At 63.8% G+C, this 20,036-nt stretch carries 19 protein-coding genes; 16 read left to right on the top strand and 3 right to left on the bottom strand.

Annotated features, from left to right (window positions below; translation table 11 throughout):
• Positions 1-66: 66 nt before the first annotated feature.
• On the top strand, positions 67-1,443 hold the full coding sequence (locus CQ12_RS28950; RefSeq protein ID WP_057838698.1) for a SagB/ThcOx family dehydrogenase: 1,377 nt from the start codon (positions 67-69) through the stop codon (positions 1,441-1,443).
• A gap of 134 nt (positions 1,444-1,577) precedes the next feature.
• Here the strand turns inward: CQ12_RS28950 and CQ12_RS28945 are convergent, their stop codons facing one another.
• Positions 1,578-1,982 (bottom strand): superantigen-like protein SSL4, encoded by a 405-nt coding sequence (locus CQ12_RS28945; protein ID WP_057838697.1) that lies wholly within the window; start codon positions 1,980-1,982, stop codon positions 1,578-1,580.
• A 134-nt stretch (positions 1,983-2,116) separates the two neighbouring features.
• Between CQ12_RS28945 and CQ12_RS28940 the strand changes: the two genes are divergently transcribed.
• Positions 2,117-2,758 (top strand): trimeric intracellular cation channel family protein, encoded by a 642-nt coding sequence (locus CQ12_RS28940; protein WP_057838696.1) that lies wholly within the window; start codon positions 2,117-2,119, stop codon positions 2,756-2,758.
• A 4-nt stretch (positions 2,759-2,762) separates the two neighbouring features.
• On the opposite strand, the gene CQ12_RS28935 is transcribed toward CQ12_RS28940, so the two are convergent.
• Complete coding sequence (locus CQ12_RS28935) at positions 2,763-3,983, bottom strand: cytochrome c (RefSeq protein ID WP_057838695.1); 1,221 nt, start codon at positions 3,981-3,983, stop codon at positions 2,763-2,765.
• A 289-nt stretch (positions 3,984-4,272) separates the two neighbouring features.
• Between CQ12_RS28935 and CQ12_RS28930 the strand changes: the two genes are divergently transcribed.
• From CQ12_RS28930 to CQ12_RS28870, 13 genes are all read left to right on the top strand, one after another.
• Positions 4,273-7,764 (top strand): indolepyruvate ferredoxin oxidoreductase family protein, encoded by a 3,492-nt coding sequence (locus tag CQ12_RS28930; RefSeq protein ID WP_057838694.1) that lies wholly within the window; start codon positions 4,273-4,275, stop codon positions 7,762-7,764.
• 297 nt (positions 7,765-8,061) lie between these two features.
• The gene (locus tag CQ12_RS28925; RefSeq protein WP_057838693.1) at positions 8,062-8,751 is read left to right on the top strand and encodes a cyclase family protein; all 690 of its coding nucleotides are present in this window, start codon (positions 8,062-8,064) and stop codon (positions 8,749-8,751) included.
• A 144-nt stretch (positions 8,752-8,895) separates the two neighbouring features.
• Positions 8,896-9,879, top strand: coding sequence for a transporter (locus CQ12_RS28920; protein ID WP_057838692.1), 984 nt, complete (start codon positions 8,896-8,898; stop codon positions 9,877-9,879).
• Positions 9,880-10,095: 216 nt separating this feature from the next.
• Positions 10,096-10,440 carry a hypothetical protein gene (locus CQ12_RS28915; RefSeq protein ID WP_057838712.1) on the top strand — a complete coding sequence of 115 codons (345 nt, stop codon included), beginning with the start codon at positions 10,096-10,098 and terminating at the stop codon, positions 10,438-10,440.
• 183 nt (positions 10,441-10,623) lie between these two features.
• Positions 10,624-10,974: a GcrA family cell cycle regulator gene (locus CQ12_RS28910; protein WP_057838691.1), complete on the top strand. Its 351-nt coding sequence runs from the start codon at positions 10,624-10,626 to the stop codon at positions 10,972-10,974.
• A gap of 828 nt (positions 10,975-11,802) precedes the next feature.
• Complete coding sequence (locus CQ12_RS28905; RefSeq protein WP_057838690.1) at positions 11,803-12,951, top strand: thiolase domain-containing protein; 1,149 nt, start codon at positions 11,803-11,805, stop codon at positions 12,949-12,951.
• Positions 12,951-13,340: a Zn-ribbon domain-containing OB-fold protein gene (locus CQ12_RS28900; RefSeq protein ID WP_057838689.1), complete on the top strand. Its 390-nt coding sequence runs from the start codon at positions 12,951-12,953 to the stop codon at positions 13,338-13,340. Before CQ12_RS28905 ends, CQ12_RS28900 begins: the two co-directional genes overlap by 1 nt.
• 200 nt (positions 13,341-13,540) lie before the next feature.
• On the top strand, positions 13,541-14,401 hold the full coding sequence (locus tag CQ12_RS28895) for a MaoC/PaaZ C-terminal domain-containing protein (protein WP_057838688.1): 861 nt from the start codon (positions 13,541-13,543) through the stop codon (positions 14,399-14,401).
• 120 nt (positions 14,402-14,521) lie between these two features.
• Complete coding sequence (locus tag CQ12_RS28890) at positions 14,522-15,400, top strand: SDR family oxidoreductase (protein WP_057838687.1); 879 nt, start codon at positions 14,522-14,524, stop codon at positions 15,398-15,400.
• Between the two features lie 19 nt (positions 15,401-15,419).
• A complete protein-coding gene (locus CQ12_RS28885; RefSeq protein ID WP_057838686.1) occupies positions 15,420-15,872 on the top strand; it encodes a GNAT family N-acetyltransferase in 453 nt (150 codons plus the stop codon).
• Positions 15,873-15,942: 70 nt separating this feature from the next.
• Positions 15,943-16,896, top strand: a complete 954-nt coding sequence (locus tag CQ12_RS28880; RefSeq protein ID WP_057838685.1) for a dihydrodipicolinate synthase family protein — start codon at positions 15,943-15,945, stop codon at positions 16,894-16,896.
• A gap of 4 nt (positions 16,897-16,900) precedes the next feature.
• On the top strand, positions 16,901-17,701 hold the full coding sequence (locus tag CQ12_RS28875; protein WP_057838684.1) for an NUDIX hydrolase: 801 nt from the start codon (positions 16,901-16,903) through the stop codon (positions 17,699-17,701).
• A gap of 85 nt (positions 17,702-17,786) precedes the next feature.
• The gene (locus tag CQ12_RS28870; protein ID WP_057838683.1) at positions 17,787-18,704 is read left to right on the top strand and encodes a DMT family transporter; all 918 of its coding nucleotides are present in this window, start codon (positions 17,787-17,789) and stop codon (positions 18,702-18,704) included.
• A gap of 6 nt (positions 18,705-18,710) precedes the next feature.
• On the opposite strand, the gene CQ12_RS28865 is transcribed toward CQ12_RS28870, so the two are convergent.
• Positions 18,711-19,133: a nuclear transport factor 2 family protein gene (locus CQ12_RS28865; protein ID WP_057838682.1), complete on the bottom strand. Its 423-nt coding sequence runs from the start codon at positions 19,131-19,133 to the stop codon at positions 18,711-18,713.
• 76 nt (positions 19,134-19,209) lie between these two features.
• Here CQ12_RS28865 and CQ12_RS28860 point away from each other — a divergent pair, with 76 nt between their 5' ends.
• Complete coding sequence (locus tag CQ12_RS28860; RefSeq protein WP_057838681.1) at positions 19,210-19,986, top strand: helix-turn-helix domain-containing protein; 777 nt, start codon at positions 19,210-19,212, stop codon at positions 19,984-19,986.
• Positions 19,987-20,036: the final 50 nt, after the last annotated feature.

The raw sequence follows: 20,036 nt of genomic DNA, 5'->3' as shown, positions 1-20,036 counted from the left end.
AAAAAGCCGACCAGGAAGATCGCGCCCGTCATCACCATCAGATTGAACGGTCATCTCTCCCTTCAGATGCAGGCGGACGGAAGCATCGCCGCCTCCGTGGACGGCTATTTTGTCAATCTGGGACATCTCAGCCCGGCCGCGATGGACCGTGCGCGGAGTCTGACCGACGGCCTGCCGCTCGCGTCCTTTGCCGGCAAGAGCGCCATCGCGAGGGAAGTCGATGTCCTGGCGCATCGACTGGCGCGGCACGGGCTTGTCGAATACCGCCTGTCCTTTCCGCGCGACGAGGGGGACCTCGTGGTCATCGAACCCCAGGGCCCCGAATACTGGCCGCAACGCGCAAAGCTCGGCGAGAGCGACACCATCGTTCTGTCGCGCTTTACCTATCTGCGCCGGCGCGGCAACGAGATGGTGCTCGAATCGCCGCGCGCCGGCGCACTGTTTCGAATTGGCGATCCCGCCATTGCGGCCACCCTCGCGGCGCTGTCGCGGCCTCACAAGATCAGCAGGCTTCGCCGCGACGCGGCCGCCTTCAACCTTGATCTGCTGGAACTGCTGCTGGATAGCCGGTTCCTACTCAAGCTCAATGCGAAAAGCGGCGACGGCCTTCGGGTGAATGAAGGCGACGGCAATCTCGTTCTCTGGGATTTCCATGATCTCGTGTTTCATACGCGGAGCACGGAGGGCCGACACGCCGATCCGGTTGGCAGCACCTTCGCCTATGCAAGCGTCGTTTCACCGCCGCCCGCGGTGCGTCCGCCCTGGCCCGGTAAGAAGATCGACCTGCGGAAATTGCCTGCCTCGGATCCGATCTCGCCCTTCACAAAGCTGTTGCGCGAACGCCATTCAGTCCGGGATTTCGATGACGAGAACCCGGTCACGCTCGCCGAACTTGCGCGCTTTCTCGACACCACAGCTCGCGTCCTGTCGGAATGGAAGAGCGACGCAAGTTTCGAAGGCAGTGCTGAGATCACCTACAGCACAAGACCCTATCCATCGGCGGGCAGCGCGTATGAGCTGGAATTGTATCTGGCAGTCTCGAATTGCGAGGGGCTTGCACGCGGACTTTACCACTACGACGCGGGCGGCCACGCGCTAGTGGAGATCGAGGTCCCCGCGCAGCAACTCCAGGCGCTTTCGGCGGCAGCCGAATTTGCCATGGACGCGTCAGGTCCGCCGCAGATCCTGATCACGATATCAGCGCGTTTTGGGCGGATCTCCTGGAAATACAGCTCAATCGCGTACTCGCTGATCCTGAAGAATGTCGGCAGCCTGATCCAGACGTTCTACCTGGCGGCGACCGATATGGGCCTTGGTGGCTGCGCGATCGGTACTGGCAATATCGATCTGTTCGCAAGAATGACGGGACTCGAATTCCATGTAGAGGGCCCGGTCGGTCAATTCGCGCTCGGACGCGGCAAGAAGCCGGAAGCCCCACGCTAGAGCACGATATTTCTCGAAAGCGGCCGAAGCCGAGCCTCGATGCGAATTTTGCAACGTACTGATGAGTCCGCGCCTGGAGCAGAAAAAAGCAGCGGGCCTGATGGCCCGCTGCGCGTTGATCAAAGGATCACCCGTTACTGCTTGGCGCGATCGACCTCGGTGCCCGTCGGGTTCTGCGCCGGCGGCGTCGGGCGACTGGTCGCGGCGCCCGTGGTCGTGCCGGGTTCGGTGTTGGCCTTCGGCGTTACGTCACGCATGCCCGGAGGCGCTGCGGGATTGGCCGGGGTTGTCTGCGCGGTCTGATTGGGCGGCGTGGTGCCGGCCTGGTTCACGGTGGTGTTGTTCAGACCATAGAACAGCGCGCCGAGCACGACGGCGATCGCGACCGCAAACATCGCGACCTTGGCGCCGCTGGGCGAACCCTCGGCCAGCGCGGGGTCGGGCTGCAACTCGTTGTCGAGACTGTTGAAGCGGGCCTGACGGCGGATTTCCTCATCGCTCAGACCAGCGCGGTAGGGATCGTTTGGATTGGGTTGCATGAATGGGTTCCTCCGTAAGCATCCCTGCTAAGCGGAAAGACAATGGCTGGCACGGCCGGATGTTCCGCGCCAAAGTTGCAACGCTGTAATGTTGGAACCGCTGATTCCCTCCGGTTCCGAATGAGAGGTTTGCCATGTGGAGCCTGCCGCCCGGCGATACCGTCCTTCAACTCTTGACCTATGTGGCGCTCACCGCGCAGGCGATGACCGCAGCACTTGCGGCGGGCCGGCGCAGCATGGATTGGGCCGGCGTGTGCATGCTCGGCTGCATTACCGCACTCGGCGGCGGCACCATCCGCGACGTGCTGCTCGGGCATTATCCGCTGGTGTGGGTGAAGAACCCGTCTTACCTGGCGCTGACCGGGATCGCGGCCTTCGTCACCATTCTGATCGCGCGGCACGTGCACCGGCTCAACGCGGCGTTTCTGGTGCTCGATGCGATCGGCTTGGTCGTGTTCACGATGGCCGGCTGTGATGTCGCCTGGCAGATGAACGCCTCGCTACCGATCGTGATCGTGTCGGGCATGATCACCGGATGCGCCGGCGGCGTGCTGCGCGACATCCTCTGCAACGACGTGCCGCTGCTGTTTCGCGCCGAGCTTTACGCCAGCGTCTCCATCGTGACCGGCCTGTTCTACGCCACCGCCTTCGGGCTCAACCTCAATCCCCAGCTCTGGACCGTGCTGACCTTCGTGCTCGGCCTGACGCTGCGCCTGCTCGCCATCCGCTACAAATGGGAGATGCCGAAATTCGTGTTCAATGGCGAGCAGCGGTGAGCAGCTATTTCGCGCGCCGCGCTTTCGCCACCTGATCCGCCGTCACCAGCGGCGCCGCATTGCCCCAGGCATTGCGGATGTAGTTGGTCACGTCGGCGATCTCCTGGTCGGTCATCTTCGCGGCATAGGCCGGCATCGATCCCTTGTTGGGCGCGCGCGGCGTCGTCACCGTTTCGGCGCCGTCGAGGATGATGCGCAGCGTGCTCAAGGCGTCGGCCGATTGCAGATTGGCGTTACCGGGCAGCGGCGGGTAGATCCGCGGCGCGCTTGATCCATCCTCTTCATGGCAGGCGATGCAGGCGCCGTTATAGAGCTTTTCGCCCGCGGCCATTTGCGCAGGCGAGGGCGGGGTGACCTTCGGCTCCGGCGCGCCCGCCGGCAGGTCCTTCAGGTAGATCGCGATGGCGCGCACATCGGCATCGCTCATGACAGAGGTCGAATTGACCACGACCTCCGACATGACCTGGCCCGCATGGCTTTTGGCGTTGCGGCCGCTCTGCAGATACTCGGTGATATCTTCCACGCTCCAGGATTTCAGGCCGCTACGCTCGGCAGCATCCAGCCGCGGCGCGAACATGCCGGCGACGCGCCCGCCGCCGTAAGCCTGCCCACGCCTGTCCGCGCCAAACACGTTCTTCGGCGTGTGGCACGCGCCGCAATGCGCGACGCCCTCGACCAGATAGCGGCCGCGATTCCATTCCGCGCTCTTCTGCTGGTCCGGCATCAGGATGCCGGGCTTGAAGAACAGCCAGTTCCAGCCGCGCATCACGAAGCGGTAATTGAACGGAAAGCGCAGCTCGGGTGCGCGCGGCTCGCCGCGCACCGGCGTCAGCGTCGCCAGATAGGCGCGGATTGCAAAAATGTCCTGCCGCGTCAGTTTCGTGAAATTCGGATAGGGGAACGCCGGGTAATAACGCGAACCGTCGCGCGCCACGCCGAACCGTAGCGCGCGGTAGAAATCGTCATCGCTCCACGCCCCCAATCCGGTCTCGCGATCCGGCGTCAGGTTCGGCGAATAGATGCCGCCGAACGGCGTATCGATCCGTTTTCCCCCGGCGAACGGTTTTGCGGGATCGGCGGTGTGGCAGCTTGCGCAGTCGCCGGCCTCCGTCAGCGCCTTGCCGCGCGCGATGTCCTCGGGCGCCGGCTCGACCTTGGGCTGGGCATGGACGTCGCCGCCCGCGAGCGCAGTGCACAAAAGAATCCCGGCGAGAATCGTCCGCATGTCAGGCGTGGTCCCTGCACCCTCTGGCCTTCTCAGGCGTTATAGCGCGAAAGCGGACAGAGGAGGGACGTCATGCCATTTCGCGCCGGGGCTTCCGGACGACACAAACCGAAATGCGCCGGCGTTATTCCCGGCACGAAATTGCGATCTTTGAAGCGGGGGCCCAAGCGGCGAGATTTGTGCTGCGCGGGCGGAAAAATCCGACATAGACTGGTTCTAATGAGTTCAGATGACTAGCTAAAAACAGTCGTTCCGAACAAGGCTCCACCGGCTGGCAAAGAGGGCTGCAATGGGAATCAACCAAGGTCCGATCAGTCTCGACCAGAAATATACGCAAGGCACCGGCCACATCTTCCTGACCGGCATCCAGGCGCTGGTCCGCCTGCCGATGGCGCAGATCCGCCGCGACCGCGCCGCGGGGCTCAACACCGCCGGCTTCATCTCCGGCTACCGCGGCTCGCCGCTCGGCGGCTACGACCAGCAGCTCTTCGCCGCCCGCAAGCATCTCGACCAGTACAACATCAAGTTCCAGCCCGGCGTGAACGAGGACCTCGCGGCGACCGCCATCTGGGGCTCGCAGCAGCTCAACCTTTCGCCCGGCGCCAAATATGATGGCGTGGTCGGCATCTGGTATGGCAAGGGCCCCGGCGTCGACCGCTGCGGCGACGTGTTCCGGCACGGCAATACCGCGGGCTCGGCGAAAAACGGCGGCGTGCTCGTCCTTGCCGGCGACGATCATGGCGCAAAGTCCTCGACCGTCCCGCATCAGTCCGATCACGCCTTCATCTCCGCGCTGATGCCGTATCTCTATCCCTCCAGCATCCATGAAATGATCGAGATGGGCCTTCTGGGTATCGCGATGTCGCGCTACTCCGGCTGCTGGGTCGGCATGAAGGTGATCACCGAGACGGTGGAGACCACCGCCGAGATCGACCTCACCGACGAAATGACCCCGTTCGCGATCCCGACCGATTTCGAGATGCCGCCCGGCGGCCTCAATCTGCGCTGGCCTGACGATCGCTATCTGCAGGACCTGCGCCTGCAGGACTACAAGGGCTATGCCGCGATTGCGTTTGCCCGCGCCAACAAGATCAACCGCATCACCATGGATTCGCCGAACGCCCGCTACGGCATCATGGCATCAGGCAAGAGCTACGAGGACATCCGTCAGGCGCTGCGCGAGCTCGGCATCACCGAGGAGGTCGCCGCCAAGATCGGGCTTCGACTTTACAAGATCGGCATGCCCTGGCCGCTGGAGCCGGAAGGCGTCCGCAACTTCGCCGTCGGCCTCGAGGAGATCTTCATCATCGAGGAACGCCGCGAGATCGTCGAGAACCAGGTCAAGCAGGAGCTGTTCAACTGGCGCGACGACGTCCGCCCGCGCATCGTCGGCAAGATGGACGACCACGACAAACGCTTTCTCACCTTCGCTGCCGAGCTTTCCGTCGCCTCGCTGGCGAGCTCGCTGACCGAACGCCTGCTTCGACTTAATCTCAATCCCGAAATCGCCGCGATGCTCCGCGCCAAGGCCGACTGGTTCAATGGCCGACAGGCGACCCAGATGCAGGCGGTCGCCCCCGTCACCCGCACCCCGTATTTCTGCTCCGGCTGCCCGCACAACACCTCGACCAAGGTGCCGGAAGGCAGCCGCGCCTTTGCCGGCATCGGCTGCCACTTCATGGCGCTGTGGATGGACCGCAATACCGAGACCTACACCCATATGGGAGGCGAGGGCGTGCCGTGGGTCGGCGTCGCACCCTTCACCAAGGAAGAGCACGTGTTCGCCAATCTCGGCGACGGCACCTATTTCCATTCCGGCAGCCTCGCGATCCGGCAGGCGATCGCCTCGGGCGCCAACATCACCTACAAGATCCTCTATAACGACGCGACCGCGATGACCGGCGGCCAGCATGTCGACGGCGAATTGTCGCCGCAGCAGATCACCTTCCAGCTTCACGCCGAAGGCATCCGCAACATCTACCTGGTCTCGGAAAACCCCGGCGCCTATCCGGCGTCCGAGATCGCGCCCGGCGTCAAGACCGCGCATCGCGACGAGCTGCAGGACGTCATGAAGACCTGCCGTACCCTGAAGGGCACCTCGGCGATCGTCTTCGTGCAGACCTGCGCCGCCGAAAAGCGTCGCCGCCGCAAGCGCGGCCTGATGGAAGACCCGGCGCGCCGCGTCATGATCAATCCGGCCGTCTGCGAAGGCTGCGGCGATTGTTCGGTGCAGTCGAACTGCATTTCGGTCGAGCCGCTGGAAACCGAGCTGGGCCGCAAGCGCACCATCAACCAGTCGACCTGCAACAAGGATTATTCCTGCCTCAAGGGCTTCTGCCCGTCCTTCGTCACGATCGACGGCGGCAAGCCGCGCCGCCGTGCGCCCGCCAGCCTCGGGGATATCGGCGATCTGCCGGAGCCGGCCTCGTTCCCATCGCTGGAGCGGCCCTACAACATCGCCGTCGGCGGCGTCGGCGGCACCGGTGTCTTGACGATCGGCGCGCTGCTCGGCATGGCCGCCCATATCGAAGGCAAGGCCAGCATGATCCTCGACATGTCGGGCCTGGCGCAAAAGGGCGGCGCGGTGCTCAGCCACGTCCGGCTGTCGGAACACACCGCCGACGTCACCTGTTCGCGCATCGTCACCGGCACCGCCGATCTCGTGATGGCCGCCGACGAGGTGGTAGCGGTGTCGAAGGACATGGTTACGCTGTGCGAATCCACTCGTACCGTCGGCGTCATCAACAGCCACGTCATTCCGACCGCGGACTTCATCCTCAACCGCGACTTCAACTTCCAGAGCCGCAAGCTCAATTCAGTGCTGGAGACGGAGCTTCGCAAGGACTCTTCGTTCTTCGATTTCACCACGCCGGCAGAAGCGCTGCTCGGCGATTCAATCGCCACCAACGTCATGATGCTCGGCTACGGCTATCAGCGCGGCTTGCTGCCACTCTCGGCGAAAGCGATCGAGCAGGCGATCGAGGTCAACGGCGTCTCCATCAAGATGAACACGCAGGCCTTCCAGCTCGGCCGGCTCGCCGCGGCTGACCCGGCGCGGTTCAAGGAGATGATGAAGGATCATGATGCGGTCGTTCCGGCAAAGACGCTGGATGCGATGACGCTCGACGAGATTATCACCCATCGCATGGGCATGCTGACCGATTACCAGAGCGCGCGGCTTGCCAAGCGTTACCGCAAGCTGGTCGATCGGGTGCGCGATGCCGCGACCAGGGGCGGCTACGGCGATGCGCTGCCGCGCGCGGTGGCGGTCAACTACGCAAAGCTGCTCGCTTACAAGGACGAGTACGAAGTGGCCCGGCTGTTCACGGATGGCAAGTTCGAACAGCAGCTCCGCGACCAGTTCGAAGGCGACTTCAAGTTCAACTTCAATCTCGCGCCCCCGATCCTCGGCGGCGGCAAGGACGCGCTGGGCCGCCCGAAGAAGCGCGCCTTCGGCGCATGGATGTTGCCCGTGTTCCGGACGATGGCAAAGGCGCGCTTCCTGCGCGGCACGCCGCTGGACGTGTTCGGCTACTCGGCGGACCGCAAGCTCGAGCGCGAGCTGATCGGGAGTTACGAGAAGGATGTCGACACCGCGCTCGGCCTGTTGTCACAGGTGACGCACGACACCGCCGTCGAACTCCTGAACCTGCCCGACCGTGTCAGAGGCTACGGCCCGGTCAAGGAGAAGGCAGTCGTGGACGCCAAAGCCCGCCACGCCCAACTCACCGCCGACCTCGCCAACCCGCCGCCCGCGCCCAGACAATTGGCGGCGGAGTAAATCTGCGGAGCCGTAGGGTGGGCAAAGGAGCGCAAGCGACGTGCCCACCGTCTGCCGACCTATGCGTCGCTTGACGGTGGGCACGCGGAGATCTGATGTCGACTGGTTTCCTTCTCGCGCTTTGTACGAAATAGCAAATCGGAATATTGTGGAATCGGTCGGAGAGCCTTATCGCGCCGGGCCTTTCCGCAGGATTGAAAGTTCAGAAGCCGTTTCCGCCTTGCGAAAGGCCGTAGAAATGCGGATTTCCTTCGCACCGTCTCCGCAGCTCCGCCAGGAGCAGCAAAGGGGGATTCCATGGAAATGATCGATCTGAGTCGTGACCTGTTCCACCGCACGCAAACGCATCCTAGTCATCCTCCTGTGATCATCTCCGTGTGGTACGACCACGCCGAGAAGAAGCGTGCGGGAAACACAGAGTTTTCCTCCAAGGCGTTGTCCATCGCCTTTAGCGATCATGCGGGAACACACGTGGATGCACCGGTGCACTTCGATCCCCGTCCCGGCGCGCTATCAATCGACCAGATGCCGCTGGAGAAATTCTATACGCCCGGCATCTGTCTCGATCTGTCCCATGCACCGCTGCGCCATGCCGTGACGGTCCCGGAAATGGAAGCGGCGCTGGCGGCTTCGGAGCAGGAAATCCGCGCTGGCGACACCGTGCTACTGCACATGGCCACCAACGATCGCCTGCTTGGCAAGCCGGGCTACCAGCACGATTTCCCCGGCCTCGCGGTGGAAAGCGTGCATTGGCTGGCGGACCGGGGCATCGGCATGTTTGGTGTGGAGGCGGTGAGTCCGGCTCCGGAAGGCGAACCCAACTTCCAGGCCCATCTCGCATGTGCCGAGCGGGGAATCACGCACATGGAAGGCCTTGCCAATCTCGACAAGCTTGTGGGGCGCGGTCGATTCCGCTTCATCGGCTTTCCACTCAAGATCCGCGGTGGCACCGCAAGCCCCATTCGCGCGGTCGCGATCTTCGAGTGAGTCCGCCTGGCACCACACCTGCCTGTGGTGAAACTATCCAATTGAATCAAAAGCTTGTGTCGAGCTCTTCGATGGGCTGTAGTCGCCATCAGCTTGCCACTGCGTTGACGCATTGCCTGCTTCGCACCAGCAACGGGTTAGCAGATGGACCAGCCTCTCGCCGACATCGGCATCATCTCCGCCTATCGTTTCGCGAGCGACGGTTCCGCGAGGAAGCTCGACGTCGCCAACCTCGATGCGGAACTCGCCAATCCCAACGGCTGGCTGTGGCTGCATTTCAATCTGGCCAACCGTCGCTGCCACGACTGGCTCGCCACGAGTGCGGCGCTGTCCGATGTCGCGCGCGAGACCTTGCTCGATGCCGACGAGCATATCCGCCTCGATATTTTCGACGAGGAGATCGCCGGCGTTCTGCCCGACCTGCATCAGGAGTTCATGCAGGAGGGCGACGATCTCCTGCGGGTGCACTTTGCGATCTCGCCAAGGCTGATGATCACCGCCCGGCGCAAGCCGCTGCGCGCGATCGAGCTGACGCGGCGGGCGCTCGATAGCGGCCGCAAGTTTCCCACCCCGGTATCGCTGTTCGATGCGATCGTCGACCAGTTCGCCGATGTGATCGGACGCTTTTCGGCGGGCCTCGGCGATGAGCTCGACATCGTCGAGAACCATGTGCTGCACGATGAGATCGACGATGAGCGGTTGCGGCTCGGCCGCGTGCGCCTGCAGGCGATCCGCACGCGGCGGCAGTTGTCGCAGATCCGGGCGCTGTTTCATCGCCTGGAGGCGCGCGAGGACGTCGAATCCGAAAACCTGCTGTCGGCAATGCGCAAGCTTGCGCAGAAGTTCGACGCGCTCGACTATGAGTTCAGCGCCATCTATGAGCGCGCACGGCTGCTGCAGGACGAGATCGCCGGCCGCATGACCGCGATCACCAACCGCCGCCTGTTCACGCTGTCGGTCCTGACCGCCTGCATGCTGCCCTCGACGCTGGTCACCGGTTTCTTCGGCATGAACACCAAGGACATGCCGTTCCAGACCGGCCACGGCGGCACCTGGTACGCGCTCCTGCTGGTAATCGCCGCGGGCGCACTCACCTGGTGGCTGCTCAGGCGGACCAAGGCCCTGTAGGGCGATCATGGCCTTCGCCGACATTCCCGCGAAGCAGTCTTGTAGGGTGGGCAAAGCGAAGCGTGCCCACCATCTCGCATCCAGTCTGGCTCCGTTGCGCGTTAGGTTACGCCCGCTCACTCGTCGCGACCTGATGTGCATCCATGTTCACTGCCCTTGATGCCGATCCCGAACGACTGGACCAACACGAACAAAACTTCGATAGCGCGAGGTAGCATGGATATGGTCCAAAGGATCGTCACACGGACGCCGCTCGCCGAACTCTGGAACAGCGACGGCTTGCTGGACGCACGTCGGACCGGGGATCTGGGAGAGGCTGATATTAAGCGGCTTCTGCAGGGTGGTTCGAACTTCGTGGTTGCCGAGGTAGGGCAGCCCCTGCGATGGATATCCGAGAGCGATTGCTTTGCCTTCTGGAAGGCCGAGGTGAGGTGTCGGCTGGTAGCTCCAGATGAGGATGGTTTCCACGTCGAAGACTATCCCGGCAGCTACTGCTATGTCGCGGCAATGTGGGAATGCGCGTCGCGCACACCGGTCATTGTTTTGGAAAAGCATCACTAGATGCGCGGGGTGGCAAAGAGGCGCAACGCCACCATCTCACACTCCGCCCGCGATGGTGGGCACGCTGCGCTTTGCCTACCTACGACTCCCAACGACGCGGCGTTAACGACGAGATCATCTCCTCACTCAAGCAACGTGCGTGACGACTAGCGTGTCGCTCGCAGTCGATGTATAATCATCTTCATGGGTTGGGATGCGAACGACGTAGCACGGCTCAAGGAGCTCTGGACTGCCGGCCACAGCGCCGGTCAGATCGCAACTCGGCTTGGCCTTAGCCGCAACGCCGTGAGCGCGAAGCTGAAGCGCATGGGCCAGAAGCGCGGTCACAAGCCGCCAACCGCGAATCCGAGGATCGTGTCGGTGCCGAAGCGCAAGGTGGCGCCATTGGCGGCTTGTGCGCGTCCCGCGGACAAGGTCGTGTCTCGGCGCAAGCCGGTAGCAACCAAGCCGGCACCAGCACAGCCGAAGGAGTTCACCAAGCGCCAGCTTTACGCCATGCTGGTTGATGCGGTGAAGAACACGGGCTCACGCTGATTTGCCTGTCGGCGGGTGAGTGCATGCCGATCGTGCAGGGCGCTCCCAAACCGCCGCAAGACCCGCTGCGCGAATAGACGAATTTCACCAGCCGATTCAACGCGATTTGGGTCGTCCAGATCGCGCAGTGAAAATATATCGCTTCCCGTTTCTCCCAAATCAGCTCCATGTTCGCGCCATCCCGCCTCATCGAAGAGGGGCGTACGCGTCGTCACGATACGTGGAGTGCGGGGAGCGGTGGACGCGAAGCGCTCGCGCGCGCGAGGCATTGCAGGGCGGCCGTTGAGGCCGTGAGCGATCGATCTCAGCGCAGGACGGGCGGCGCATTTCGCGTACGGCAAAAGCGTGTGGTTCTGGCACCCGTGGCTGGTGTCAAGCTGGCGGAGGCTGTTCGAATCCAACCGGGTTCGACCGGCCGTCAATCCGGCAGCGACGGAGGCCAAAGGAATTCGGCTCCGGGAAGAGCGCGCCATAAGCCGTCAAGCCATTGCGCAGGGAAGGCCGGATGCTCTCCGCTGGACCTGTATGCTCGTGTGCGCATTTCCTTCATGCATATTGCACACGAGACCGCGGGTGCAGCGCGCACCCGGTCTTCCCTGCGCCCTCTCAACGGAGGGGCAAGCGAGCAGGTACAACTCGGGCGCGTCGCGCCGCGAGAACGCGCTGGCATATCCGCCCCGTGCCGACCTGATACGATTTTGGCAAATAATCATCCCGACTTGAGTCCAGTCGCTACGCTCTCGCCCGGCGGAATATTTCCGCGCTTGCCAAGGTCGGTCCGACAGGCCAGAAAAACTTCAGGAAGAAGAAACGCCAACGGAGAACGATTTGACCATCAAAGGCAAAGCCTACATTGCCGGGATCTACGAGCATCCCACCCGGCACGCACCCGACAAATCAACGGCGCAGTTGCATGCCGAGGTCGCCAAGGGCGCGATCGAGGATGCCGGGCTCACCAAGGCCGATATTGACGGCTATTTCTGCGCGGGCGATGCCCCCGGCGGCCTCTGGCCGATGGTCGATTACCTCGGATTGAAGGTGCGCCACGTCGATTCCACCGAGACCGGCGGTTGTTCCTATTTGATCCATCTCGGCCACGCCGCTGAAGCGATCGCGGCCGGCAAGTGCTCGATCGCGCTGGTGACGCTCGCCGGCAAGCCGCGCACCGGCCCGATGCCCGCGCGCGCGGCCGGCGCGGAAGCCGATTTCGAGGCGGCCTATGGCGCGACCACGCACAATGCCTACGGCATGTGTGCCATGCGCCATATGCACGACTACGGGACGACAAGCGAACAACTCGCCTGGATCAAGGTCGCGGCCTCGCATCACGCCCAGTACAACCCGCACGCGATGCTGAAAGAGGTCGTCACCGTCGAGGACGTTCTGAACTCGCCGATGATCTCCGATCCCTTGCACCGGATGGATTGCTGCGTCGTCACCGACGGCGGCGGCGCGATGATCGTGACCACGCCGGAAATCGCCAAGAGCCTGAAGAAGCCGCTGGTGCGGCTGATCGGCCATGGTGAAGCCATGAAGGGCCCGCGCGGCGGCAAGGACCTCGATCTCACTTACTCCGCGGGCGTCTGGTCCGGCCCGCGCGCGTTCGAGGAAGCGGGCGTCACGCCGAAGGACATCAAATACGCCTCGATCTATGACAGCTTCACCATCACGGTGCTGATGCAGCTCGAAGACCTCGGCTTCTGCAAGAAGGGCGAGGGCGGCAAGTTCGTTGCCGATGGCAACCTAATTTCCGGCGTCGGCAAGCTGCCGTTCAACACCGACGGCGGCGGCCTCTGCAGCAACCACCCGGTCAACCGCGGCGGCATGACCAAAATCCTCGAAGCCGTCCGGCAATTGCGCGGTGAAGCCCATCCGAAGGTGCAGGTGCCGAACTGCGACCTCGCGATCGCCCATGGCACCGGCGGTCTCCTCGGCGTGCGTCACGCCGCCTCAACCTGCATTCTGGAGCGCGTGTAATGGCCGAAGCCAAGAAATATCCGACGCCGGTGACCAATCCCGAGACTGCGCCGTTCTGGGAAGCGGCCAAGGCCGGCAAGTTCCTGATCAAGCGCTGCACCGCCTGCGGCGAGCGGCACTATTTCCCGCGCTCGATCTGTCCGTTCTGCTTCTCGGACAAGACGGAGTGGGAGGAAGCTTCCGGCGAGGCCACGGTCTACACCTACAGCCTGATGCGCAAATCGCCGAGTGGTCCCTATGCGATCGCCTATGTCACGCTGAAGGAAGGCCCGTCGCTGCAGACCAACATCGTCGATTGCGATCTGGAGAAGATCAAGATCGGCCAGAAGGTCAAGCTGGTGTGGAAGCCGACCGACGGCGCGCCACTGCCGTTCTTCACCGCGGCTTAGAAAGTACCTTCTCCCCTTGTGGGAGAAGGTGGCGCGAAGCGCCGGATGAGGGGTTCTCTCCGCGAGCGATGTGCTTGCGGAGCCAACCCCTCACCCAAGCAAGTTTGTTGCGGAAGCCGGTGCCGCCCTCTCCCACAAGGGGAGAGGGCGCAGCAACGGGCACCGCCGAAGAGAAAAAGGTTCGGGAGAGGACGACCGAAATGCCGATCAACTACGAACAGCTCATGGCCCTGAAAAATCTCGGCCAGAAATACGCCTATACCGATCGCGAGGTGATGCTCTATGCCTACGGCATCGGCCTGGGCGCCGATCCCATGGACGAGAAGGAACTCGCCTACGTCAACGAAGGCACCTTCACCCCGCGTCCCCTGAAGGTCGTGCCGACCTTCGCGTCGGTGGCAGCCTGGGGCTCCAGCCCCGGCGAGATGAATCTCAACCGCGTGATGGTGGTCGACGGCGAGCGCGATATCACCTTCCACAAGCCGCTGCCGAGCGCCGCCAAGATCACGGCCGACTCGACCGTGCTCGACGTCTTCGACAAGGGCAAGGACAAGGGCGCCGTCATCAGGCACCAGACCGTGCTGAAGGACGAGAACGGCGAGAAGCTGGCGACGCTGGTGGCCTCGCGTTTCGCCCGCGGCGACGGCGGCTTTGGCGGTCCGTCCGAAGGCCAGCCCGAACCGCACCAGGTGCCGAGCCGCGCGCCGGACCAGATCGTGGACATCACGACGCGGCCAGACCAGGCGCTGGTCTATCGCCTGTGCGGCGACCGCAACCCACTGCACTCCGATCCCGAATTCGCCAAGAAGGCCGGCTTTCCGCGGCCGATCCTGCACGGCATGTGCACCTACGGCATCACCTGCCGCGGCGTGCTGCAGACCTATGCCGATTACGATCCGGCTGCCTTCAAGCAGCACGTCGCGCGGTTTTCCTCGCCGGTCTATCCCGGCGAGACCGTGACGATGGAATTGTGGAAGGACGGCAACGTCGTCTCGTTCGAAGCGAAAGTGAAGGCGAGGGGCGTCACGGTCATCAAGAGCGGCAAGACGGTGCTGGCGTAACGCACGCTGTCATTCCGGCGCGCGCAGCGCGAACCCGGAATCTCGCGCCACAATCTCCAGATTCCGGGTTCAGCCCTGCGGGCTGCCCCGGAATGACGAAATCAATAAGGGAGAGAACACATGGGACTACTCGACGGCAAGGTTGCCATCATCACCGGCGCGGGCGGCGGGCTCGGTGAGGCCTACGCCAAACTTTTCGCGCGCGAGGGCGCGGCGGTCGTGGTCAATGACCTCGGTGGTCCCCGCGACGGTTCCGGCTCGGACAAGTCGATGGCGCAGCAGGTGGTCGACGCGATCAAGGCCGAGGGCGGCCGCGCGGTTGCCAACGGTTCCGATATCTCGACCATGGCCGGCGGCCAGTCGGTGTTCGACGACGCCATCAAGAATTTCGGCCGCGCCGACATCCTAGTGAACAACGCCGGCATCCTGCTCGACGAGACCTTCGCCAAGGCCAAGGAGGCCAACTGGGACAAGGTGCTGAAGGTGCATCTCAAGGGCACCTTCTGCTGCACCCAGCCGGTGTTCAAATGGATGCGCGAGAACGGCGGCGGCGTTATCGTCAACACGTCCTCAACCTCGGGCCTGATCGGCAATTTCGGCCAGAGCAACTACGGCGCCGCCAAGGGCGGTATCTGGGGACTGTCGAATGTGCTCGCCATTGAGGGCCGCAAATACAACATCCGGATCTGGACGCTGTCCCCGGGCGCGCTGACCCGCATGACCGCAGACCTGCCGCGCTACAAGGAGAACCCCGGCGCAGCGCTCGGCCCTGACGGCATCGCGCCGGCCGTGCTGTACATGGTCAGCGATCTCTCCGGCGACCAGACCGGCAAGGTGCTCGGCGTCTCCGGTCCGCGCGGCGTGCGCGAGATGCGGATGATGGAAATGGAAGGCTGGAAGCCGCCGTTCACGGGGTGGAAGGCCGAGGACATCGTGACTCACGCCAAGGAGATCTTTTTCTCCGAAGAGCAGATCAAGATGGGTGCGCGAAGGTTCTGAACTCTCGGTGGAGGTGCCAATGCTCGCATTGCGGCCCGCGCGTCCGGAGGAAGGTGCAGTTCTCACCGAGCTGTGCCTGCGTTCCAAGGCGGTCTGGGGATATGACGATGCGTTCATGGCGGCCTGCCGCAAGGAGCTCACGCTGACGCCCGCGAGTATCCTGGCGTCCCGGGTGCAGGTGGCCGAGCTTGATGGCCGTCTCGCCGGCATCGCCGAGGTGAAATCGAAGGGCGACGCGGCCCAGCTCGAAAAACTGTTCGTCGAGCCGGCCATGCTTCGGACCGGAACGGGCCGAAAGCTGCTCGATTGGGCCAAGGCCACCGCCCGCGCGGCCGGCGCCACCGCGCTGGTCATCGAGGCCGATCCTGATGCGGCCGAATTTTACCGCCGCATGGGGGCCGTCGACGACGGCCTTGTTCCATCGGGCTCTATCCAGGGCAGGCTCATCCCAAGGCTTAATCTGCCGCTTTGAGGGGCAGGTTGGTTGGTGCTATCCATGACCAGATATTCCATTCTGTAAGTCCCTGCCAAAGAAGGTAATCATGAAACTCACTGCCCAGGCCGCAGGCACCTTCGCGATTGCGCCGACGCCGTTCCACGAGGACGGTCGCATAGACGAAAAGTCCATCGACCGGCTGACCGATTTCTACGCTGAAGTCGGCTGCGACGGCGTCACCGTGCTCGGCATTCTGGGCGAGGCGCCGAAGCTCGATGCGGCCGAAGCGGAGCAGGTGGCGGTTCGCTTCGTCAAGCGCGCCAAGAACATGCAGATCATCGTCGGCGTCTCGGCGCCGGGTTTTGCCTCGATGCGCTCGCTGGCAAAGGCTTCGATGGATGCCGGCGCCGCAGGCGTCATGATCGCGCCGCCGCCTCACTTGCGCACCGACGACCAGATCACCGGGTATTTCAAGCAAGCGCAGGAAGCGATCGGCGAGGACATTCCCTGGGTGCTGCAGGATTATCCGCTGACGCTCAACGTCATCTTCACGCCGGCCGTGATCCGCAAGATCGTGATGGACTCGCCGTCCTGCGTCATGCTCAAGCACGAGGACTGGCCGGGCCTGGAAAAGATCACCACGCTGCGCAACTTCCAGAAAGACGGTTCGCTGAAGCCGATGTCCATTCTGGTCGGCAATGGCGGGCTGTTCCTCGATTTCGAAATGGAGCGCGGCGCCGACGGTGCGATGACCGGCTACGCTTTCCCGGAACTGTTGATCGATGTCGTCAAGCTGTCGAAGGCCGGCAAGCGCGATGCCGCGCATGATCTGTTCGATGCACATCTGCCGCTGATCCGCTACGAGCAGCAGCCCGGCGCGGGCCTGTCGGTACGCAAATATGTGCTGCAGAAGCGCGGCATCATTTCGTCCAGCGCCCAGCGCAAGCCGGGTGCGACGATTACGGCCACCGCAAAGGCCGAGGTCGACTATCTGTTGTCGCGGGTGGCGCGCGTCGATCGCCGCGCCAACCTGCAACCGCAATCCAGCGCGGCGGGTTAGTCACATGGCAGAAACCGTCGCTCCGCGTCCTGCATCCACGATCCTGCTGCTGCGTGACAGCCCTGACGCCAGGGAAATCGAAGTCTTCATGATGGTTCGCCATTATGAGATCGACTTCAATTCCGGCGCGCTGGTGTTTCCCGGCGGCAGCGTCGACAAGGGCGACAAGGAGATCATTGCGCAGCCCGAACTCTACTCAGGCGGCGAGGGGCTCGACGAGGCGACGCTGAGTTTCCGCATCGCCGCGATCCGCGAAACCTTTGAGGAAAGCGGCATCCTGCTGGCGCGGCCGAAGGGATCGAGCGCGCTGGTCGATGCCAAACGGGCCAGCGAGATCGAGGCTATCAATCGCGCCGATCTCTGCGATGGCAAGATCAGCTTCCTGAAGGTACTGACCGACAACGACATAGTGCTGGCGCTCGACGAACTGATGCCCTACGCGCACTGGATCACGCCGGAGGGCATGCCAAAACGCTTCGACACCTGGTTCTTCCTCGCCGCCGCGCCGCCCGAACAGCTCGGCGCCCATGACGGCAAGGAATCCACCGACTCGATCTGGGTATCGCCTCGCGAGGCGCTGGAGGGCGGCCAGAGCGGGCGCTTCAAGCTGCCGTTCCCGACCACGCGCAACCTGATCAAGCTCGGCAAGCAGGCCAGCGTAAGGGCCGCGCTCGACGACTCCAGGGGCAAATCGGTCGTCACCGTGACGCCGGTCATGACCAGGAACAATGGCGGTCGCCAGCTTCGGATTCCGCTCGAAGCCGGCTATGACGGCGACGTGTTCGAGGTCGGCTCGGTCGGTTAACACAATTCGACGGATAACGAAGTATAACTGTATGCAAGCGCGGTAGACTCTGCTTCGAAGGCAATCGAGAACGGGCCGGCGAAGCATGGCAGAAGTACATCCGCGACCTGCGGGCACGACGACCGAACTGGCGCTGTTGCTCGCGCTGGCGACGCTGTGGGGCGCCTCGTACACCTTCATCCGGATCGGCGTGGCGACGATCCCGCCGATCACCCTGATCGCGTGCCGCACGCTGATTGCCGGATTGCTGCTGCTCGCCATCATGCGCTGGCGCGGTGTGAGCATGCCCGTCGATGGCGAGACCTGGCGACGTTTCCTGTTTCAGGCCTGCCTCAACAGCGTCATCCCCTGGATCATGGTCGCCTGGGGCGCGCAGGCGCTGGACGCGGGGGTGGCGACCATCCTCAATTCCACCGCGCCGATATTCACGTTTTTCCTGACGCTCGCCATCACGCGCCATGAGGCCGTGACGTCGCGAAAGCTGCTTGGCGTCGTCGCCGGGATGGCCGGCATCTGCCTGATCGTCGGCGTGCAGGCGCTGTCCGGCTTCGGTCAAGAATTGACGGCCCAGATCGTGATGGTGCTTGCCGCCGTCTGCTACGCGGGCGCCGCCATCCTCGGCCGTGGTTTCAGGGATCTCGATCCGATCGTGCCCGCGGCGGGCTCGTTGCTGTGCGGCGCGGCGATCCTGATTCCGGTGAGCCTGGTCGCGGAGCAGCCATGGATGCTGCAGCCTTCGGTCAGCTCGATACTGGCGCTGGTCGCGCTCGCGGTGTTTTCCACGGCGCTCGCCTTCGTGATCTATTTCCGCCTGATCCGGACCCTGGGTTCGGTCGGCACCACGGCGCAGGCCTATCTGCGGGTGCCGATCGGCGTCGCGGTGGGCGTGATATTCCTCGGCGAGCAGCCGAGTTCGACGGTCTGGATCGGCCTTGCCTGTGTCGTCGTCGGCGTCGCCGCGATGACGATCCCGGCGCGGAAGCGGTCCGCCGCGGCCGCGTGAACACGTTCAGGCGAGGAATGCGTCGACCACGGCCTGGTCCTGGTCGTAGACCCAGCATTCGGAAAGCAGGCCGTCGCGCACCGTGTACGCCAGCAAGCGCTCGACCTCGGCTGTTTTGCCGTCGCGCTCGAAGCGCTCGCGGACCAGCAGCCCGCTGCGTTCGGGCCCGGCCATGACGTCCACAATAGCGAGCAGCCGGCGGTTGGTGCGCCTGGTGACCTCGGCCAGGATGCCGAGTGCAGCGGCCTTGCCGCTGTGATCACCGGCGAGCGGGTTGCGGCCGAAATAATGCAGCGTAAAGTCGTCATGATAACAGGCGGCAAGCGCTGCACGATCGCCGGCGAGCCACGCGCTCGCATAGCGGTCGAGGGCCTGCCGGTTGCGCTCAACCGCAGCTTTGGTCTCGATTTCAGAACGGCTATTTGCCATCGTTGTCCATCTCGCGGATCTCTGTGATCGGCAATGATTGGACTGGCCGAACCTTTGGGGCTTTCAAGAACTGGCTATGGACGAGACGGCGGCAGCGAAATTGATTGGGTGGGGCGCCCGCGTGCTGTATCTGGGCCCGGCCTTCGGGCTGACGCCGCATCGGAACGCGACCGCGGTCCTTGCCGTCGGCCTCGACGGGCCGCTGGAAGTCGCCGACGATCCCGCGGATCGCATGACGCACTATCGCGCGGCTCGCAGCGTGCTGATCCTGCCCAACAGCCTGCATCATTTGCGGATCGAGCGGGGCCGAATGGCATTCCTCTACGTCGATCCGTTCGGGCGTGATCTGAGGGAGTTGATCCCGCGGATGACTACTGCGACGCCGCGCGCAGCCTTCGATCTGCGGGAAGAAACCGCAGCGATCGATATCCTGACGGGGCTGGCCGAAAGCCGCATCGCCGTGCCTGAGGGGCGCGCATCCCTCGGCGGGCTATTGGGGATCGGCGGGCAGGCTAGCCCCAACGCACGCATTGCTGCGGCGCTGCGGCACATGCGGGACGAGCCGCATCGCGCGCACCGGCTGACGAGCCTTGCGGCCCGCGCCGGTCTGTCGCCGTCACGCTTCCTGCATCTGTTCAAGATAGAGACCGGCGTGCCGCTGCGGCGCTACCGCATCTGGAACCGGATGGGGGCCGCGGTCCGCGCCAGCGGCGAGGGGGCATCCCTGACGGAGGCTGCCCATGCGGCCGGCTTTGCGAGTTCGGCACATTTCTCGAGCGCATTTCGCGACATGTTCGGCATGATGCCCTCGGACCTGGCGAAGGCGCTGAGGCCGGGGGCGGCCCAAGTGTGACCCGTGGAATCCCGGTCACATACCATCATTAACCACCCGCCGGCATGTTC

Source organism: Bradyrhizobium jicamae (assembly GCF_001440395.1).
Lineage (GTDB): Bacteria > Pseudomonadota > Alphaproteobacteria > Rhizobiales > Xanthobacteraceae > Bradyrhizobium > Bradyrhizobium jicamae.
This window is presented reverse-complemented; position numbering and strand designations above follow the sequence as displayed.

Bases quoted from the DNA above. Each gene is read 5' to 3' on its own strand.
- CQ12_RS28865 (WP_057838682.1), bottom strand. From the start codon at position 19,133: ATGGCAAATAGCCGTTCTGAAATCGAGACCAAAGCTGCGGTTGAGCGC.
- CQ12_RS28860 (WP_057838681.1), top strand. From the start codon at position 19,210: ATGGACGAGACGGCGGCAGCGAAATTGATTGGGTGGGGCGCCCGCGTG.
- CQ12_RS28950 (WP_057838698.1), top strand. From the start codon at position 67: ATGCAGGCGGACGGAAGCATCGCCGCCTCCGTGGACGGCTATTTTGTC.
- CQ12_RS28870 (WP_057838683.1), top strand. From the start codon at position 17,787: ATGGCAGAAGTACATCCGCGACCTGCGGGCACGACGACCGAACTGGCG.
- CQ12_RS28940 (WP_057838696.1), top strand. From the start codon at position 2,117: ATGTGGAGCCTGCCGCCCGGCGATACCGTCCTTCAACTCTTGACCTAT.
- CQ12_RS28930 (WP_057838694.1), top strand. From the start codon at position 4,273: ATGGGAATCAACCAAGGTCCGATCAGTCTCGACCAGAAATATACGCAA.
- CQ12_RS28920 (WP_057838692.1), top strand. From the start codon at position 8,896: ATGGACCAGCCTCTCGCCGACATCGGCATCATCTCCGCCTATCGTTTC.
- CQ12_RS28925 (WP_057838693.1), top strand. From the start codon at position 8,062: ATGGAAATGATCGATCTGAGTCGTGACCTGTTCCACCGCACGCAAACG.
- CQ12_RS28890 (WP_057838687.1), top strand. From the start codon at position 14,522: ATGGGACTACTCGACGGCAAGGTTGCCATCATCACCGGCGCGGGCGGC.
- CQ12_RS28915 (WP_057838712.1), top strand. From the start codon at position 10,096: ATGGATATGGTCCAAAGGATCGTCACACGGACGCCGCTCGCCGAACTC.
- CQ12_RS28885 (WP_057838686.1), top strand. From the start codon at position 15,420: ATGCTCGCATTGCGGCCCGCGCGTCCGGAGGAAGGTGCAGTTCTCACC.
- CQ12_RS28895 (WP_057838688.1), top strand. From the start codon at position 13,541: ATGCCGATCAACTACGAACAGCTCATGGCCCTGAAAAATCTCGGCCAG.
- CQ12_RS28880 (WP_057838685.1), top strand. From the start codon at position 15,943: ATGAAACTCACTGCCCAGGCCGCAGGCACCTTCGCGATTGCGCCGACG.
- CQ12_RS28945 (WP_057838697.1), bottom strand. From the start codon at position 1,982: ATGCAACCCAATCCAAACGATCCCTACCGCGCTGGTCTGAGCGATGAG.
- CQ12_RS28875 (WP_057838684.1), top strand. From the start codon at position 16,901: ATGGCAGAAACCGTCGCTCCGCGTCCTGCATCCACGATCCTGCTGCTG.
- CQ12_RS28900 (WP_057838689.1), top strand. From the start codon at position 12,951: ATGGCCGAAGCCAAGAAATATCCGACGCCGGTGACCAATCCCGAGACT.
- CQ12_RS28910 (WP_057838691.1), top strand. From the start codon at position 10,624: ATGGGTTGGGATGCGAACGACGTAGCACGGCTCAAGGAGCTCTGGACT.
- CQ12_RS28935 (WP_057838695.1), bottom strand. From the start codon at position 3,983: ATGCGGACGATTCTCGCCGGGATTCTTTTGTGCACTGCGCTCGCGGGC.